General features: G+C 58.6%; 14 protein-coding genes and 3 pseudogenes. 4 read left to right on the top strand and 13 right to left on the bottom strand.

Features of this window, described 5'->3' with window-relative positions:
• A pseudogene (locus Q427_RS25620) lies at window positions 1-926 on the top strand (potassium transporter TrkG); the annotation flags it as partial.
• Window positions 927-1,018: 92 nt separating this feature from the next.
• Window positions 1,019-2,256 (top strand): annotated as a pseudogene (locus Q427_RS25615) (TraB/GumN family protein).
• Here Q427_RS25615 and Q427_RS25610 read toward each other — a convergent pair.
• Window positions 2,253-2,693 (bottom strand): transcriptional regulator, encoded by a 441-nt coding sequence (locus tag Q427_RS25610; RefSeq protein WP_081786219.1) that lies wholly within the window; start codon window positions 2,691-2,693, stop codon window positions 2,253-2,255. The pseudogene Q427_RS25615 and the gene Q427_RS25610 sit on opposite strands and share 4 nt — an antisense overlap.
• A gap of 159 nt (window positions 2,694-2,852) precedes the next feature.
• Here Q427_RS25610 and Q427_RS25605 point away from each other — a divergent pair, with 159 nt between their 5' ends.
• On the top strand, window positions 2,853-5,018 hold the full coding sequence (locus Q427_RS25605) for a sensor domain-containing diguanylate cyclase (RefSeq protein ID WP_043518223.1): 2,166 nt from the start codon (window positions 2,853-2,855) through the stop codon (window positions 5,016-5,018).
• On the opposite strand, the gene Q427_RS37180 is transcribed toward Q427_RS25605, so the two are convergent.
• From Q427_RS37180 to aceK, 12 genes and pseudogenes are all read right to left on the bottom strand, one after another.
• Window positions 4,926-5,555, bottom strand: a complete 630-nt coding sequence (locus Q427_RS37180) for a hypothetical protein (protein WP_442905578.1) — start codon at window positions 5,553-5,555, stop codon at window positions 4,926-4,928. The two genes, Q427_RS25605 and Q427_RS37180, sit on opposite strands and share 93 nt — an antisense overlap.
• A 102-nt stretch (window positions 5,556-5,657) precedes the next feature.
• Window positions 5,658-6,565, bottom strand: a pseudogene (locus Q427_RS37175) (dihydroxy-acid dehydratase domain-containing protein); the annotation flags it as partial.
• A 120-nt stretch (window positions 6,566-6,685) separates the two neighbouring features.
• Window positions 6,686-7,687 (bottom strand): NAD(P)-dependent oxidoreductase, encoded by a 1,002-nt coding sequence (locus Q427_RS25595; protein ID WP_043518221.1) that lies wholly within the window; start codon window positions 7,685-7,687, stop codon window positions 6,686-6,688.
• Window positions 7,688-7,717: 30 nt separating this feature from the next.
• On the bottom strand, window positions 7,718-8,557 hold the full coding sequence (locus Q427_RS25590; RefSeq protein ID WP_051496715.1) for an amidohydrolase family protein: 840 nt from the start codon (window positions 8,555-8,557) through the stop codon (window positions 7,718-7,720).
• Window positions 8,554-9,333 carry an HpcH/HpaI aldolase family protein gene (locus tag Q427_RS25585; protein ID WP_155833697.1) on the bottom strand — a complete coding sequence of 260 codons (780 nt, stop codon included), beginning with the start codon at window positions 9,331-9,333 and terminating at the stop codon, window positions 8,554-8,556. Before Q427_RS25585 ends, Q427_RS25590 begins: the two co-directional genes overlap by 4 nt.
• A gap of 50 nt (window positions 9,334-9,383) precedes the next feature.
• Window positions 9,384-10,673, bottom strand: coding sequence for a TRAP transporter large permease (locus Q427_RS25580; RefSeq protein ID WP_043518219.1), 1,290 nt, complete (start codon window positions 10,671-10,673; stop codon window positions 9,384-9,386).
• Window positions 10,674-10,677: 4 nt separating this feature from the next.
• Window positions 10,678-11,112: a TRAP transporter small permease gene (locus tag Q427_RS37170; RefSeq protein WP_442905577.1), complete on the bottom strand. Its 435-nt coding sequence runs from the start codon at window positions 11,110-11,112 to the stop codon at window positions 10,678-10,680.
• Window positions 11,113-11,294: 182 nt separating this feature from the next.
• Window positions 11,295-12,284, bottom strand: coding sequence for a TRAP transporter substrate-binding protein (locus tag Q427_RS25570; RefSeq protein ID WP_043518217.1), 990 nt, complete (start codon window positions 12,282-12,284; stop codon window positions 11,295-11,297).
• 76 nt (window positions 12,285-12,360) lie between these two features.
• Window positions 12,361-13,134: a FadR/GntR family transcriptional regulator gene (locus Q427_RS25565; RefSeq protein ID WP_051496714.1), complete on the bottom strand. Its 774-nt coding sequence runs from the start codon at window positions 13,132-13,134 to the stop codon at window positions 12,361-12,363.
• Between the two features lie 389 nt (window positions 13,135-13,523).
• Window positions 13,524-14,273, bottom strand: coding sequence for a tRNA-uridine aminocarboxypropyltransferase (locus Q427_RS25560; protein ID WP_043518216.1), 750 nt, complete (start codon window positions 14,271-14,273; stop codon window positions 13,524-13,526).
• A gap of 51 nt (window positions 14,274-14,324) precedes the next feature.
• The gene (locus Q427_RS25555; RefSeq protein WP_043518215.1) at window positions 14,325-15,068 is read right to left on the bottom strand and encodes an SIR2 family NAD-dependent protein deacylase; all 744 of its coding nucleotides are present in this window, start codon (window positions 15,066-15,068) and stop codon (window positions 14,325-14,327) included.
• 66 nt (window positions 15,069-15,134) lie between these two features.
• Window positions 15,135-16,880 (bottom strand): bifunctional isocitrate dehydrogenase kinase/phosphatase, encoded by a 1,746-nt coding sequence (gene aceK / locus Q427_RS25550; protein WP_043518213.1) that lies wholly within the window; start codon window positions 16,878-16,880, stop codon window positions 15,135-15,137.
• Between the two features lie 194 nt (window positions 16,881-17,074).
• Here aceK and Q427_RS25545 point away from each other — a divergent pair.
• Window positions 17,075-18,093 (top strand): glycosyltransferase family 4 protein (locus Q427_RS25545; RefSeq protein ID WP_043518212.1); only part of this gene is annotated, 1,019 nt, incomplete at its 3' end.

Below are 18,093 nucleotides of genomic sequence, written 5' to 3'. Positions count from 1 at the left end.
CACCCCGCGCATCACTGAGACCGCCAAGCGCTGTGTACATCTACGCGGCCCTCACCATCACCTGCTTCCTCGCCTACATGGCCGCCGGCATGAACTGGTTCGATGCCCTGGGCCACAGCTTCTCCACCGTGGCCATCGGCGGCTTTTCCACCTACGACGCCAGCATCGGCCACTTCGACAGCGCCGCCATCGAGCTGATCTGCATATTCTTCCTGATCATCTCGGCCATGAGTTTCAGCCTGCATTTCCTGGCCTGGCGCGGCCGGCGGATCCGCCACTATTTCCAGGACCCGGAAGCCCGCTTCCTGCTGATGTTCCTGGCGTTTCTCTCCGTCATCACGGTGATCTCGCTGTGGCTCACCGGCACCTACGATACCGAGCGCGGCCTGCGCCATGGCGTCTTCCAGGTCGTATCGATCGCCACCACGTCCGGCTTCAGCGTGGCCGACTTTTCAGTCTGGCCCGGCGCCCTGCCCTTCCTGCTCTTCGTGGCGGCCTTCGTCGGTGGCTGCTCCGGCTCCACCGGCGGCGGCATGAAGGTGATTCGCATCATCCTCATCCTCAAGCAGGGCATGCGCGAGGTCATGCGCCTGATCCACCCCAACGCCGTGATCGCGGTCAAGATCGGCAAGGTGAGCGTGCCCGACGGCATCGCCCAGGCGGTGTGGGGCTTCTTCTCGGTTTACGTGATGCTGTTCTTCCTGATGCTGGTGGGGGTCATGGCCACCGGCGTCGACCAGGTCACCGCCTGGTCCACGGTGGCCTCGGCGCTCAATAACCTGGGCCCAGCCCTCGGCGAGGCCTCAGAAAACTATGGCGAAATGCCGACGCTCAGCAAATGGATCCTGGTGGTTGCCATGCTGCTGGGCCGCCTGGAGATCTTCACGGTGTTGGTGCTGTTTACCCCGGCCTTCTGGCGCCGCTGAGCGAGTCTGATGCCACTTTCACAGGTCGGGTTTGGACCGCGGCCCGGCTTCGTGGATAATTGGCCCTCATCCCCTTTCAACCCCGAGCGTTCATGACCCACTCTCAGGACACCGTGACCGACCCCCGCCAGGATGGCGACTTCAGCGGCCCGCGCCAAGTCATCGAACTGGGCGGGACCCGCTACACCCTGCTGGGCACCGCCCATGTCTCGGCAAAGAGTGCCGATGACGTGCGCCGCCTGATCGGCTCCGGTGAATTCGATGCCGTTGCCATCGAGCTGTGCGACTCCCGCCACCAGAACCTCAGCGACCCGGACGCCCTGGCCAAGCAGGACCTGTTCGAGATCTTTCGCCAGGGAAAGGCCGGCATGGTGGCGGCCAGCCTGGCGCTGGGCGCCTTCCAGCAGCGGGTCGCCGAGCAGTCCGGCATCGAGCCTGGCGCCGAGATGCGCGCCGCACTGGAGGAGGCCCGACGCCACGAGCTTCCCCTGCTGCTGATCGATCGTGACGTGGGCATCACCTTGAAGCGCATCTACCACAACGTTCCCTGGTGGCAGCGCATGTCCCTGTTCACCGGACTGCTGGGCAGCGTGCTGTCACGTCAGGAGATCAAGCCCGAGGAGATCGAGCGGCTCAAGGAGGGCGACGTGCTGGAATCCACCTTCAGCGAATTCGCCGCCGAATCCAAGTCGCTCTACATTCCCCTGATCACCGAGCGCGACCGCTACATGGTGATGTGCCTGGCCGAGCAGGCGCCCCCCGGGCGATATCGCAATGTGCTGGTGGTAATCGGAGCCGGCCACATGAAGGGCATGGCCGAGCGCTTCAGCGAGCCACTGCCCGTATCGCCCCGGGAAGAGCGTGAGAAGCTGGAGGTCACCCCGCCGCCGTCCAGGATATGGCGCTCGCTCCCCTGGGTGATCACGGCCCTGGTGCTGACCGGCTTCGCCATCGGCTTCTCGCGCAATACCGAACTGGGCTGGCAGCTGGTCGGCGAGTGGTTCCTGATCAATGGGGTTCTCTCGGGCCTCGCCACGCTGATCGCCCTGGCTCACCCGGTCACGGTACTGGCCACCATGGTCGCGGCACCGCTCACCTCGCTGAACCCGACCATCGGCGCCGGCTTCGTCGCCGCCGGGGTGGAGCTGTGGATGCGCAAACCCAAGGTGCAAGACTTCTCCACCCTGCGCCACGACGTCACCGAACTGAAGGCTGGTGGCGCAACCGTGTCTCACGCACCCTGCTGGTGTTCCTGTTCGCCACACTGGGCTCGGCGGCCGGCACCTGGGTCGCCGGCTTCCGCATTGCCGGGGCGTTGTTCGGTAGCTAGCGCGAGAATCCTCCCTCTTCCGAGGCATCGTTGCTCCCGTCGGGGAGCGGGCCATGGGCCTGGAAAAACGCCTCGATGACCTGCGCCACTACCTTGCGCTGGGCGATCGGCAGCGCCAGGTAGCGCTGCAGCACCTGTCGCTCCTCGCCACTGATCGCTGTCTCCCACCGGCCCCGGGCCTCACGAATCTGCAGCCCGGCGGCTTCCCCATACCGCAAGGCCTGGGGCTCGACCCCCAGCCACTCCGCCAGCACCTGGAGCTTTTCCTGCTTGGGAAGGGTCTCCCCACAGAGCCAGCGACGCACACCCTGCAGGGTGACGGGCTTACCCCAGTAGCGCAGGTTGAATTCACGCTCGAGAACGGCGGGCCGTGGCTCATACCCGGCCGCACGCATTGCGGCAGCCAGGCGTTCGGCAAAAGCAATTTTTTCATTCATGCGGCGAATGTGCCGCGCGGATTACACTCGCAGTTAAACTGGAGTTGATCTAATATAGCAACCAATGGTTAACTCCCGTCGTGTCGGTTGATCATCGATGCCAGTCCCGACAGCCGCGGCAAGACCCGGCCATCGGCCCAAAACACAACAGGACACCCCATGCCTGACTCGCTTCAAAGGGATCTCGATGCGAGCTACGATCCGAGGGTATTGGCGGAAACCGCCGGTGCCATACAGCCCCATGGCTGCCTGATCGTCGTCGATCAGCGGTGGCGCCGCGTAACGCTCACCAGCGCCAACCTGGACCGGTTCCTCGACCAGACATCGGCCGATGCGCTCGGACGACCTCCATCAGCCGTACTGGGCGCAGTACCCATCAACCTGCTCGCCGCTCGATTCGGCAAGGGCGTAGCAGGCCCCGTCACCGTCTCCTGCCGACTTGAAACAGCCTCGCAACCACTGCATGTCACTGCACACGGCGTGTCAACCCGCATCATTCTTGAGCTTGAGCCGTGCGGAGACCCGACGGACAACCTGTCGGAGCGAGTGGCCGGCTGGAGTACACGCATCAGCGGGGCCGACAATCCATCTGATGTGCTCTCCCTGCTTCGACAGGCAATTTGCGAACTGACCGGGCTCGAAACCATTGAGGTCTATCGCATCGATGATGACGGCGAGCTGCAACGGCTAACGACCGATGAGGCCAGCGGGGGGCGACGACTCACATGCTGCCCCTTTCCTGCCGCGCTTTCGCATCCAACGGCATGCCTCTTTTCCGATACCGCTCCGTTGCGGGTGATTGCCGACACCAACGCAAGTCCCGTCCCACTGGCCGGAGAGGGAGCGGCCGACCTGGACCTCTCCCATGCCGTGCTGCGCGAGGTCCCAGCCGACGAACGGTGCTGGCTGCGCCAGATGGAGGCGCACGCCGCCCTCGTCATCAACCTGCACGATGCTCAGCGTCGCTGGGGGTTGATTGCCTGTCATGGTCCTCGGCCCCGCTACCTGGCACCCACGCTTCGCCATCTGCTGCAGCTACTGGCTCATACGGCGTTCCAGCGCCATGCCCTGCTGCTGGAACGGGAGGAATCCCTGCGCCGGCGGCAGTTCCTGGCGGTGGCCGCCCGACTTGGCACTCGCCCCCACCGCCCCTCCACCGCCTCGCTGCTGGCAGCCGGCAGATCCTGCAGGGACCACTTCCAAGCCTGCGGTGTGGCCCTAGTATATCAAGGAAAGGCCCTGGCGCTTGGCACGCGCCCTCATGCCAAGAACCTACAGGAGTTGGGCGCTCTTCTCGACCGCTGCTCCCCCGGCACCCTCTGGCATAGCCATCGACTCTCCCAGACATCGCTCGGCGAGACCTTGCTGCCCGGGGGTAATGTCACTGGCATGCTGGCGGCGCCCCTCAACAGCGAGACTCGGCCGGCCGGTTGGCTGCTGCTGTTCCGCCAGGCGGCAGACAGCCAGGACAGGCAACCTCGGGAAAGCGCCCCCTGGACTTCGGCCGACCGACAGGCCGCAGCCGACCTCGCCGGGCTGCTATCGACCGAGATCACTATCTGGCGGACCCGGGGTCGCTGCCGACGCCTGCATGCGCGCAATGCCAGGCTCAGGCGTCTGGCCCATGTCGATCCGGTCGCACAAATCACCAACCGGTTTCGTATCGAACAGATCCTGGAGGCGGAGCTTACCATCGCCAATCACGGCGGCACGCCCTGCTCGTTGCTGCTGCTCGACATCGACCACTTCAAACGGATCAACGATACCCATGGGCATGACACAGGTGACCAGATCCTGAGACTGGTGGCCCGGGAAATCCAGGCTCAGCTGAGGGGATCGGACCACCTGGGTCGTTGGGGCGGCGAGGAGTTCGTGATCATCGCCCCCGACTGCGACCTGCACCAGGCCACCGAGCTGGCGGATCGCCTCTGCCAGGGACTGCTCGATACGTCCTTGCCGCCCGTCGGCCAGGTGTCGATCAGCATCGGTGTTGCTGGATGGCAACCGGGGACACCCCTCGCCAACTGGCTCACCGAGCCGATATGGCAATGTACCGGGCCAAGCACGCGGGACGCGCCTGCGTACGAGTGGCCCAGGCGCAATGCTGACGCCTTACGGGGAGCGGCGTTCCTGCAGTCTCCGCATGGCGGGCGTCTGCTCAACGATTTTCTCGTACCGTCGACTGGCAGCGTAGCTACAGACATCGACATCGGCTTCTCGCACACACCTGCATCAATAGATATCCGGCTCTTCTACCGGCGGCCCGAAGTCGGTCTTGAGGAAATCGAAATCACAGCCTTCGTTCGCTTGGGAGATATGACGTGAATACATCCATCCATAGCCACGACCAAACTTCTCGGCCGGAGGCTGCCATTCCTTTCTCCGCGCAGCCAGTTCATCATCATCGACCAGCATATCGAGACGCCGATTCGCCAGGTCCAGGGTAATCAGGTCACCCGTCTTGAGCAGGGCCAAGGGTCCACCAATATGGGCTTCAGGGGCGACGTGCAAGACACAAGCGCCATAGGAGGTACCAGACATACGGGCGTCGGATATCCTGAGCATGTCACGGCATCCTTGCTTCAGTAGTGCCTTGGGTATCGGCAACATCCCCCACTCTGGCATACCGGGCCCCCCCTGAGGCCCAGTGTTGCGCAATACCAGAACATGGTCGGGAGTGATGTCCAGTTCCTCGTCATCGACTGCGGCCTTCAATTCGGGATAGCTGTCGAACACCAGCGCGGGGCCGGTATGGTTGTGGAACTTGGGATCGCAAGCTGCTGGCTTGATGACCGCACCATCGGGTGAGAGGTTGCCCTTGAGAACGGCCAGGGACCCCTCGTGGTAAACCGGATTGGACATTGGGCGGATCACGTCGCTGTTGTAGACCTCAGCATCTGAGAGGTTCTCTCCCAATGTCCTTCCGGTGACCGTCATGACAGAGAGCTCCAGGTACTCCTTGAGCTGAACCATCAATGCCCGCAGACCACCTGCATAGAAAAAGTCCTCCATAAGATACTGATCCCCGACCGGCCTTATATTCGCCAGTACGGGGACGGTTCTGCTAGCAGCATCCAAATCATCGAGTGTCAATGAAACGCCGGCACGTTGCGCCATCGCAATCAGGTGGATAACGGCATTGGTTGAACACCCCATGGCCATGGCCACCACCTTCGCGTTGGCTATGGACAGGTCCGTCAGAATTCTTTCGGGCGTGAGGCCTCCCAGACCATGTCCACGACACGTCGCCCAGCATCACAGCACATGCGTATGTGGTTGGCATCGGCTGCGGGAATCGAGGATGCTCCAGACAGGGTCAACCCCAAGGCCTCGGCAATCGCGGTCATGGTAGAGGCAGTCCCCATGGTCATGCAGTGCCCGTAGGAGCGTGCGATGCCAGCTTCGACTCCCCGCCACTCCTCTTGGGTGATGGTGCCGGCACGCCGCTCATCCCAGTACTTCCATCCATCGGCCCCCGAACCAAGCACCTTACCTTTGAAGTTTCCGCGCAGCATGGGGCCCGCAGGAACGAAGAGAAAGGGCAGACCTGCAGAGACGGCGCCCAGAACAAGTCCTGGCGTTGTCTTGTCACAGCCGCCCATTAGAATGGCGCCATCCACTGGATGCGATCTTATGAGCTCCTCCGCTTCCATCGCAAGAAGATTGCGATACAACATGGTCGTCGGCTTGACGAAATTTTCCGAAAGGGAAAGCGCGGGAAGTTCAATGGGCAGCCCGCCTGCCTGAAGCACTCCTCGCTTTATATCCTCTACACGATGCCTGAAATGTGCATGACAGGGGTTGATATCAGACCATGTATTGAGAATGGCGATGACAGGCTTTCCCTCCCAGTCATTCGGACCATAGCCCATCTGCATCATGCGAGAACGATGGCCAAAACCACGCAGAGTATCGGGTGAGAACCAGCGCGAAGAGCGCAGGCTTTGTGGATCTCTTTTTGTCATGTCTGCTTCCTGTCGAAATAATTTAAGCTATCTTTTCTTGACACTCAGACTACCCATTCTAGTCACAGCATCGGCATTCAACGCACCATCTGGGACGACCCCATCGAGTATTTGGCGAACTTGCTCTACGGTTTGCAAGGCTTGATAGCTGACTGCCTCAGGTGACATGCCGCCAATGTGTGGTGTTGCGATGACATCGCTCCGCTGAGCCAGCGTGGGGGAGGGGTAGTTGTCATGCTCCTTGCCGACATCCAGTGCAGCACCAGCCAGTGAACCGGACAGCAATGCATGCTCGAGCGCCTTTTCATCGACCAACTCTCCCCGAGAAGGATTGATGAAATAAGCTCCGTTCTTCATGCGTTCAAAAGCCGAAGCATTCATCAGATCAGCTGTTTCCTCGTTCGACACTGCTAGACAGATAACGAAATCGGACTGTTGCAACAGATCGTCGAAATCAACCTGCTCTACCAAACCCATTTCAACGCTGATATGTGGATCGTTAACCAGTACCTTCAAGCCCATGGATTCGAGAACAGGAGCCACTGTCCTTCCAATATGACCAAAACCGATAATACCGGCTGTCTTTCCGGACAACTGTCGCCCCATAATGGGCTCAGGAACACGGCCTTCTCGGTAAGCCAGTATGTAGTCGGGAATATGGCGAGCCAGATTCACCATCTGACCAATGATCCACTCGCTGACCGATAGGGAAAAACCCGGCCCTGCACGGGTCACGACCACACCATTTCTAGACGCGGCGTCGATATCAATATTTCGAACATCCATGGCACAGCGAACGACTGCCAACAGTTTTTCGGCTCGCTCAAACACAGAAGCAGGAATGGGTGTTGCCCGATCTGAAACGATAATGTCGCACGACTCTGCTGCTCTTAGCAGTTCATCACAGCCCCAGGCACTTTCATGCTCCCTCAATGCAAGCTCACCTAATTCAGCCAGGCTCTGGGTGGCCTTCTCACCGTACCAGTTCTTTCTGGCAGAGGGTGTATGGGTTAGCAAAATCCGTGTCATAGTTTTCTCCCGGTTTAACTCCAGGACTCCTCAGGGTTGGTTGAACTTGTAAAGTGCCTGGGGATTATCTTCGAGAATATGGTGACGAGATATCGGGTCAGGTATCCATTCGGCCAGAATATCAAGCAGCACACGATCATCAAGATATCCACTCCTGAAGGCTGGATGCGGCCAGTCAGTTGCCCAAAGAACGCGGTCCGGCGTTGCCGAGGATAACGCCTGAGCAAGGCCGGAGAAGGCTCGAAACTCGTCAATCGTGGTCGCCCCCTGCAAGTAGGGAGCTGACAGCTTGACCCAGGCATTGCCACCATTGAGCAAGTCCAGTAGCTTCCTGAAACCAGTGCTCGCTAGAAAGGAGTGGGGGTTCAGTAGGGCGAAATGATCCACCACAACATCACAACCGAGCCTTGCCAGACGGCGATAGGATTGGATCAGCGCATCTTCGTTCAGCAGCACCTGGATATGCCATCCAAGGGGACGAATGCGTTCGGCCAATGGCTCCAGGGCATCTAGGTCCATTCCATTTTTTGCTGCGGTATTCAGTCGAATTCCGCAGACGCCAGCTCGGTTCAGTTCCAGCAGCTCCTCATCAGTTATGTCAGGAGAAATCACGGCCACGCCCTTGGCCCTGTCGCCTAACACCCTCAAGGCATCGACCAAGCAACGATTATCGGTGCCGTAAACGCTCGGCTGAACCAGAACGCAGTGTGCGATACCAAGCCGATCCAGCATCAAGCGGTAGTCGTCAGCGGTCGCTTGGGCTGGGCGATAATCGGCGCCTACATCCAATGGATACTGTCTGGTTGCACCGAATATATGCGCATGGCAGTCACAGAGGGCGCGACCCACCATGCCGGTCGGCCGCCTCATGACCTTACTCCTGACCTGACGGTATCACAGAGGGCATCGACGCCTTGTCGTAGCAGCCCGATGTCGGCACCCGCGGCGATGAAGGTGAACCCCATCTCACGATAGCTAACCGTGCTGTCGGCATTACCTGCGAGGATCCCAGCCGGGATGCCCTTGTGACGGGCACGGCTGCAGATATCGGCAATCGCCCGCTGCACATCGGGGTGCTGTGGATTCCCCAAATGCCCGAGATTGGCGGCCAAGTCAGAGGGACCGACGAAAACCCCATCCAGACCCTCCACGCCAAGGATATTATCGAGATTATCAATCGACTTTTGACTTTCAATCTGAACCACGACACAGATCTCGTCCTGAGCGCTGGCCAAGTAATTCTTGATGCGACCGTAGCGGTTGGCACGATGGGCTACCGACACCCCCCGAACCCCGTGTGGGGGGTAGCGCACAGCCTTGACTACCGCCTCGCACTCCTCGGCAGTCTCGACAAAGGGCACGAGAAAGCTCTGGACGCCGACATCCAGCAGGCGCTTGATCCAGATCGCGTCATTCCATGGGGGACGTACGACCGGACTGGCCCGCCCACCTGTGACGGCTCTCAACAGATGCACGACATCTTTCAGGTCATTGGGTGAATGCTCACAGTCAAGCAGGATCCAGTCAGCATCAGCGAAGGCCAGGATTTCAGCCGCGGCGGGGCTAGCCATGCTGCTCCACAACCCGAGCTGAAAGTCGTTAAGCGACAGGCTCCGCTTGAAAGCGTTTTCTGATATATCATGCATTATTCTGTCCTTTCATGTGAATCGTAAGTTACGGCCCTTTAATTTGCAGCTCATCGCATCACGGCCCCGGGTATCCAGGTCGCAAGCTCAGGAACCACAAGCACAAGAAGAAGAACCAATATCAGCACAAGAACAAAAGGCCAGCAGTACTTAATGGTCTGATCATAGGAGGTCTTGGCGATACTCGTCGCCACGAAAAGGAGAACGGCGACAGGAGGTGTTGTTGCACCGATCTGGGTGGCCATGACGACAAGCAAGCCGAAGTGAATCGGGTCGAATGCATAAGCATTTCCGATTAACACTGCAATAGGGACCATGATGACAAGAACAGCCAGCGACTCCACAAACATCGTCAGGCCGATCATGATTCCGAGGAAGATAAGAGCCGCCGCCAGCGGTGAGGGTGCAACATCAATCACGAACTGACCGACAATCTGATTAAAATCAAGATAAGAAAGCAGATATCCAATTGATCCGGCAGCAGCAATAATCCCCACCACCATGCCTGTTGTCAGCCCAGCCTTAAATAGAATATAGGGAAGGTCACGAATTCGTACCTGCCGATATACAAACATACTGATGAAAAGCGCATACACCGTGGCCACGATACCGGCCTCGGTAGCGGTAAACACTCCGCCAAGAATACCCCCCAGTATAATTACTGGCGCTAATAACGCTGTCCAGACGTTTCGAGTTGCTCGCAGAACATTCTTTAAATCAAACTTCCCTGTAACGACACGTAGCTCAGGGAAACCTTTCAGGTAGGACATTACATGAGTAACGGCCATCAAACCGAAGGCAATCGCTAAGCCCGGAAGGATGCCAGAGAGGAACAGGCTTCCGATCGATACTCCCGCCATGGATCCGTAGATAATCATCGTCATGCTTGGCGGTATGATCGGACCAATGGTACCTGAAACTGCAGTGATTGCAGCGGCGAAGCCGGGCTTATACCCTCTATCCTTCATAGTGGGAATGAGGATGGAGCCGATAGCAGAAGTGTCTGCTGTCGAGGAGCCAGACACTCCAGAAAACGCCATGCTTGACACCACATTAGCATGAGCGAGGCCACCCCTCACATGCCCGACAAGGGCATCCGAGAACTCGACCAGCTTCTGGCTCATTCCACCCCGAAGCATCAACTCCCCCGCCAGAATGAAGTATGGCAGTGCCAGCAGGCTGAAGGAATCCAGCATACCAAACATGCGCTGAGGGAACAGGGCGGGGTTCAATTCCGGAATATAAATTATGCCACCAAAACCGATGACTCCAATAGCCAAGAGGACAGGAAACCCCATGAGAATCAAAAGTAAAAGCAAGCCAAGAAGAATGATGAGCATGAGGTTACTCCAGTGAGCCAGCTTCGACAAGACGCTGATCAACAGGGGTTCTAAGTCGCCGGACTATCTTCCTTACTGCCACAAACATGGTATATCCACCGCTGAAGAGAAACACGGAATAGACATAATGCATGGGAATGCGAAGACTGGAGCTTGTTTGGCGCTGAGCGACCTCCATTAGATCAAGTGTGTAAACACAGATCCCGAGACCAAATAGAAACCAGACAGAATGAATCATCAACTCGAACCCGTAGTGCATTTTCGGCGGAAATCGATTGCTTATTATATTCATCCCAATGTGGGATCCATAATTGTAAGCAATGGGAATGACAATAAACACTAGCCATATATGCGCAAACCTCTGAAACTCATGACTCCAGCCAAGAGAGCCCCCTAGCACATAACGGTAAAATATTTGCGCAGCCCCGACCACTACCATTGCCGCAAAAATTACAGCAACAGCACTCTCCACCACTCTATCCATGGCCTTTAACAAAACATTCATGAGAAGCCCTGCTACAAGTTATTTTTCAGCATCAGCTTGAGATGCTGGCAATGCCAGGAAAAATGGCCCAGACAAGGATGCACTGCCTGGGCCATTGCCTTTCCTATCTCGTCATATCAAAGTTCATCACGGATAATCTGGAGGAGGTCGGTGGCATTGTATTCGGCGGCCAGCTCATCCTGGACCGGAATGGCAGCCTCCCGGAACACAGAGGTATCAATATGATTCACCTCCATGCCCTGATCCATCAGGAATTCGAAAGCCTCTGCATCACGCACCGGTGTCAAGGCACGATTCACATCGCTGGCATACTTTACGGCAGCCTGCATCGTTTCCTGCTGTCTCTCACTCAGGGCCTCCCACTGGGACTGGGAGCAAGCGAAGACCAGAGGACCAAAGAGGTGCTCGGTAATCGCTGCATAATTAGCCACCTCGTAGTAGCCCTGAGCCTTGGTGACAGACGCTCCATGCTCATATCCATCAAGCACCCCGGTCTGCATTGAAGTATAAACCTCACCAAAATCCATCGGCACTGGGTTGGCACCCATCAGCTCGATTGCAGATTCGTAGACAGGAGTTGGAATGGTGCGAATACTCAACCCACGCAAATCGTCCGGCGAAGTCACTTGGGCATCGGCTGTGTAAACGTTACGGTATCCCCAACTATTGAGGTAGCCGAGAACCTTCAGTCCGGACTCCTCCAGATCTCCAGCGATTTCTTGACCCACCTCACCATCAAGAACTCGAGCCACGTGATCATAGTCTTTCCACAGGAACGGAAGGTCCAGGACGGCGATTCTATCCGTAAAATTGCTCAAGATAGCTGTACCACTTATCATGCATGTGGCACCAGACCCCAGCTGCATACCCTCATACACCTCCCGTTCTTCACCGAGGGCATTATCTGCATACACTCTGACATTGAGGTCATTTGAGAAATCATTGACGTAGTTCTTGAAAATCCATGACGCAGTATGGATTTCTGAAGCCAGGTCTGCGGCCTGGGTGTGCGCCAACCGGATCTCCGTAACACTGGCATTGGCTGCTCCCATACTGAAGAGGGTTGCTGCCATTGTTGTTGCCAGAACGGTACTTTTCTTTCGCATGATTGTTTTCCTCTATCTTTTCTGTTTTCAGTTGCAGAATCAATCCGTTTAAAGCTTGTAATTATTGTCCTGCTTGTCACTTGCTTCCTTGCAACTGCACTCCAAGACCAGCTACAGACACCCTGCCCTTCGCCTCGTCAACTATCGATTCAAAGCCATATTGCTGGTCCGAAGAATCCAGGTGTCTGGTCATGGCTTGCCCTGCAGCAGCAACATCACCGGCTTCAATCGCCAGTAATACTGCTTCGTGCTCTTTCATTGCTTCGGTGGGACGACTATCACGGCAAGCGTCATAGTCTATTGTCAGGTTGATGATCTCCTCGGAAAGAATCTGAATGAAGGCTGCCAACATCGGATTACCCGACGCCTTTGCAATGGCGTTGTGAAAGGCCGAGTCTTCACTCATCGCGGGACCACCGGCTTCGACTTTCTGGCCGTGGGCCTCCCATGCATGCCTGATCCTTGCGGCATCTTCTTGGCTCGCCCGTTGCGCAGCCAGCCGAGCCGCATTGACCTCGAGTATCTTGCGTAGCTCACTCACTACCGCCAACGGCATCTCTTCCAGCCCCAACATGTCGCTGCATAGACGGCGCAGTCCCACATTGCTGACCCCCTCGACAATAGTCCCTCGCTGAGGGTAGGTCTTGACGAGCCCATAAAACTCCAGCTTCTGAATTGCGCTACGCACATGACCCCGCCCCACTTCAAAACGGCTTGCAAGCTCCCGCTCCGATGGCAACTTTTCCCCGGGAAGGAGTTTGCCGTCGACCACCAGCGTCCGAATCTGACGAGCGACCAGATCGGATAGGTCTGGCGTCCGTACGGCCTTGAACAGGTTCGATTTTTCCATGTGCGATACCAAGCGTGGCTGGGGGCTATCATTGGTTAACCAGCTATCTGGTTAACCAGTTGTGATATCAAATTAGCCACACACCAGGTGCTTGTCAATCCATTTCGCTTTCCTGGAAGATCGCCGAGAGAAGAAATTATATAAGATGTTGTTTAAAAAAGATTTTTGCGCTTGACCTGTGTTGTTTCTCTACACACACAGCCAAATCAGAGGATAAGGAAGGGGGAGATTTTCCGTCGCTCTGGAAGCATTATCTGGTAAACCAGGCTCACAGGTTCGTATGACAGGGGAAGGCAGTAACATGAATGGGAACCAGCCGTAGGCACACAGCAGCCTGGTGTAGGGGGCCTCACTACAGGGTTGGGTGGCGTGCAGAAGCTTGAGCTGGATTAGCTCAGCCGGCGTTCCTGCAGCCTCTGCATGGCGGGCGTCTGCTCAACGATTTTCTCGTACCGTCGACTGGCAGCGTAGCTGACATTGAAGACATCGAAGTAATCGTCCAGCACCTGGGCGGCCTCGGCATCTCCCGACTGGCGCAGCAGTTCGGCGGCCACTTCGGCAGTGCACAGGTGCGCCGCCGATGCCGGCTTGCGCAGCTGATAGCGGGTCAACCGTTCGGTGGCGAGTGGCAGCACCGGCAGGCCATCCAGGTAGGGGCTCTTACGAAAGATCCGCCGGGCCTGCCGCCAGGTGCCGTCAAGCAGGATGAAGACCGGGATGCGCTCCTGCCGCTTGGCTTCCGCCACCGCATCGATGCCTACCACGCGATCGGCGTAGTCTGGCTGGTCATCGGGAAAGATGATGAAGGGTGCGTAGCGTGAATCCGCCAGCAGCGCCAATAAGCGCTCGTCCGGCGTGGTGCGGTACCAGGTGAACACCTCGGTGGTTGGTAGCACGTCCCGGATCAGTCGTCCGGTGTTGGTTGGCTTGTGGTGCTCAAGGGGGTGCGTCAGCAGCCAGACACGAGCCATGCTCTCGACCGTTCGCCGATAGGGACAAAGGCAGTTGAGGCGGGGCAGGTTGCAGCCGGGGCAGCGCTCGACGAAGCTCCCGCGCGCCTTGAACTCTCGCCGTGGCGGCCGCGGATGACCCGTTGCGGGATCACGATCGCTGAAATCGCTGGGCGTATCGTCCGACATGAGAGCCTTTGGCGGTGCTGAAAGGGGCAGCATTCTATCATGACTCCCCGCTTAGGGAGAGGCTCCTAGCAGCGTCTCCGGCATCCATAGACGTCCTTCGCGCTTCCATTGACGCACCAACTGAGGCACCCCCTTTCCCGCCGGCTGGCAGAACCTCGCCACGCCAGGGGGTGACAGCCTCTCGGCGTCAGGGTCCACCAGTACGCAGGGGGCGTCCAGCGGGGCATGCTCCAGCAGCGATGCGGCCGGCATCACGGCGAGCGACGTACCCACCACCAGCAGCAGGTCCGCTTCGCCGACGATCTCACACGCCTCACCAAAATGCGGCACGCTCTCGCCGAACCACACTACGTCGGGGCGAAGCTGGCTCCCCTTGTCGCAGATATCGCCCAGTTCGATGCCGCCACGCGGCAAACGATACTGCATGCGGGCATCCACCGTTGAGCGCGCCTTGAGTATCTCGCCATGCAGATGCAGCACGTTGCGGGAGCCGGCACGCTCGTGCAGGTCATCGATATTCTGGGTGATGATACTGACCCGGAAGCCCTTTTTTTCCAGCTCTGCCAGAGCCTTATGGGCGGCATTGGGCCGAGCTCGGCGCACCTGGGCCCGGCGGATATTATAGAATTCAAGCACCCGCCGGGGGTCACGACGCCAGGCTTCTGGGGTGGCCACCTGCTCGATGGGGTGGTCGGCCCACAGGCCATCGCTGGCCCGGAAGGTCTGGATGCCGCTCTCGGCGCTGATGCCGGACCCGGTAAAGACCACCAGGTGGGGGCGCCTCTCCTCAGCCATACCCTGCCTCATCATTGCTGTTGCCTGTCATTCACATGGAAACGGCGAATCTGGATGCGAATCGGTTCAATAGACCAGGCCATTCTCCTCGCTACCGGCAAAGCGCTGCTTGTTGCGGTAGGGATAGACGTCAATGACACGCCCATCCAGGATGGCCTGTTGCAAGCCCTTCCAGTAATCCGCGTCGAGCAGCTCCGGATGCAGCTCATAGAAGAGCTTGCGTAGCCGGATGTCGGCGAACAGGAAGGGGCCGAATTCCTCGGGGAAAATATCATTCGGTCCCACCGAGTACCAGGGTTCGTCGGAGAGCTCCTGTTCGGGATACATCGGCTCCGGAATATGTCGGAAATTGCACTCGGTGAGATAGCAGACTTCGTCATAGTCGTAGAAGATCACCCGGCCATGACGAGTGACGCCGAAGTTCTTGAGCAACATGTCTCCCGGAAATATGTTGGCTGCCGCCATCTGCTTGATGGCATTGCCATAGTCCTTGAGTACGGCCCTTGTCTCGGCTTCATCGCACTGCTCCAGGTAGATGTTGAGCGGTGTCATCATCCGCTCCGTGTAACAGTGCTTGATGGTGACCTTGTCACCCTTGAGCTGGACATTGGAGGGCGCCACGGCGAGCAGCTCCTCCAGGCACTCCGGCGCGAAGTGATCCTTGCGGGCGATGAAGTTGGAGAACTCCTGGGTATCGGCCATGCGACCGACCCGGTCATGACGCTTGACCAGGCTATACTTCTCGCGCACGTTCTCCCGACTCATCTGCTTGGAAGGGTCGAAACGATCCTTGATGATCTTGAACACCGTGCGAAACGACGGCAGCACGAATACCGCCATCACCATGCCCCGCACCCCGGGCGCGATGATGAACTGATCCTCCCGCTTGGCAACCTGCCGGTTGAGCGCACGGAAGAATTCCGTCTTGCCATGCTTGAAGAAGCCGATAGAGGCGTATAGCTCCCCTTCGGGCTTGTCGGGCATCAATTCCTGCAAATAGTCGACGAACTCGCCCGGCACCTGTACCTCCACCTGGAAGTAGGCGCGGGTAAAGGAGAAGATGATCGATACCTCGTCGGACTCGATGAGCACCGTGTCCAGGTGCAGGCCTTGCCCCTCATCGTGAAGCACCGGCAACACCAGCGGGACCTGCTCACCGCCCCCTCGAATGCGCCCCACCAGATAGGCGCCCTTGTTACGGTAGAAGACGCTCTTGAGCAGCTCGACCTCGGTATCCGGCGCGTCGAGAATGGCGGCTGGCAGGTGGCCACGCAGGAACTCGCCAGCCAGCCGAGTATCGCGCTGCAGGTTGTCGAAAGGTGTCTCGAAGGGAGCCCCCGCCAGTGCCCAGTGGATCGCCTCCTCCCATTTTCCTTCCACCGGCAGGCGCCGGCAGCGCTCGATGCCCGAGTGGTGCGCCGCCGCATCCCGGGAGCTGTAGACGAACATCCACTCGTTGCGAATATGGCGATGATGGAAAATCGAACAGAACATCGAATTGAAATAGGTTTCGGCCAGCTCATAGTCGAGACGCTGGCTGATCAGCTCTGCGTAGTGATTCCTGGCCTCTCGCCAACATTCGCAGTGGGTCAGGTCCTCGTCCGCGAATGAACGCTTGAGCCTGTCGAGGGTTTCCTCGACCTTCTCGTCGTAGAGGTCGATGCGTTCCGCAGAGGCCTGCTGCGCCTCCCGCCACGCGGCATCCCGGAAGCGCCGGCTGGCATCCGCAGTGATCTCCTTGAAGCGTGAACGATACTCGTCGAAACCGTGCAGTATGGTGGCGGCAAGGCGATAGGCGGGGGAATGCTTCATGGCGGACTCCGGGCAGCTTGAGGGTCAAGCTTCGCGGATTCGCGCACGATTGGCGAGCCGACCATGGTGGACCAGGGTGTAGTGGGGCAACACGACGTCATCCCATCATCATGTCCTTGTCGCTGGCATGTCATACCAGGGCGGCATGCTTATAGGCCAAGGCCCCTGCGGGGCCAGTGAGCGACGGGGGCCTCATGCGTATCTGTCTGGTCAGCGAAACCTGGTTACCCGAGATCAATGGCGTTGCCCATACCCTGCTACAGCTAAGCCGGGAACTGACGGTTCGCGGGATCGAGCAGCAGCTCGTTCGTCCCGCGCCGATCACTTCCAGCAGGCGAAGCGGCTCCGCTCCCCGCATGCAGGCCGAGCTTCACGTCCGTGGCGTCTCTCTGCCCGGCTATCGAGATGTACGGCTCGGCATGCCCGCCACGCGGCGCATGCTGCGCCTGTGGCAGAAGCAACGCCCCGATGTGATTTACCTGGCCACACAAGGCCCCCTGGGCTGGTCGGCACAACGAGCGGCGAGACGTTTGTCCATTCCCGTCGTGGCCGGCTGGCATACCAACTTCGATCACTACTGCCATGACTATGGCGTGCCTTGGCTGGCCCCTCTGATGCAGCGGGTCTTGCGGCGTTTTCACAATGCCTGTGCCGCCAACCTGGTCCCGACTCGCATGCAGGCCGACCTGCTGGCCAACCAGGGGTTCCTCAATCTGGCAGTGATGGGTCGCGGGATCGACGCAGCCTTCTTTTCTCCCGCACACCGTGATCCTGAACTGCGTCGCCAGTGGGGCGCTGGTGAGCACCAACCCGTCGCCCTCCACGTGGGACGCCTGGCCAAGGAAAAGAATCTCGGCCTGCTGCGAGAGAGTTTTCGCTCCATGCTAGATGCCCGGCCCGACATGGCCTTGGTCATCGTCGGCGACGGCCCCGCTCGTCGTTCGCTGGAACAATCGCTTCCACAAGCCCACTTTACCGGCTTCCTGCCGTCGAACGAATTGGCGCGTCACTATGCCAGCGCCGACCTGTTTCTCTTTCCTTCCCTGTCGGAGACCTGGGGCAACGTCGTAACCGAGGCCATGGCCAGCGGGCTTGGCGTCATTGCCTTTCGTCATGCGGCCGCCGCCGAACTGATCGAACACAACGTCAATGGCATGACCGTTTCCCCTGGCGACGCCAGCGGCTTCGCGAAGCGGCAACGGCACTCTGCCAG

This window comes from Halomonas sp. BC04, from assembly GCF_000568385.1.
The sequence above is the reverse complement of the archived record's forward strand: the minus strand, read 5'-3'. Positions and strand labels throughout refer to the sequence as shown.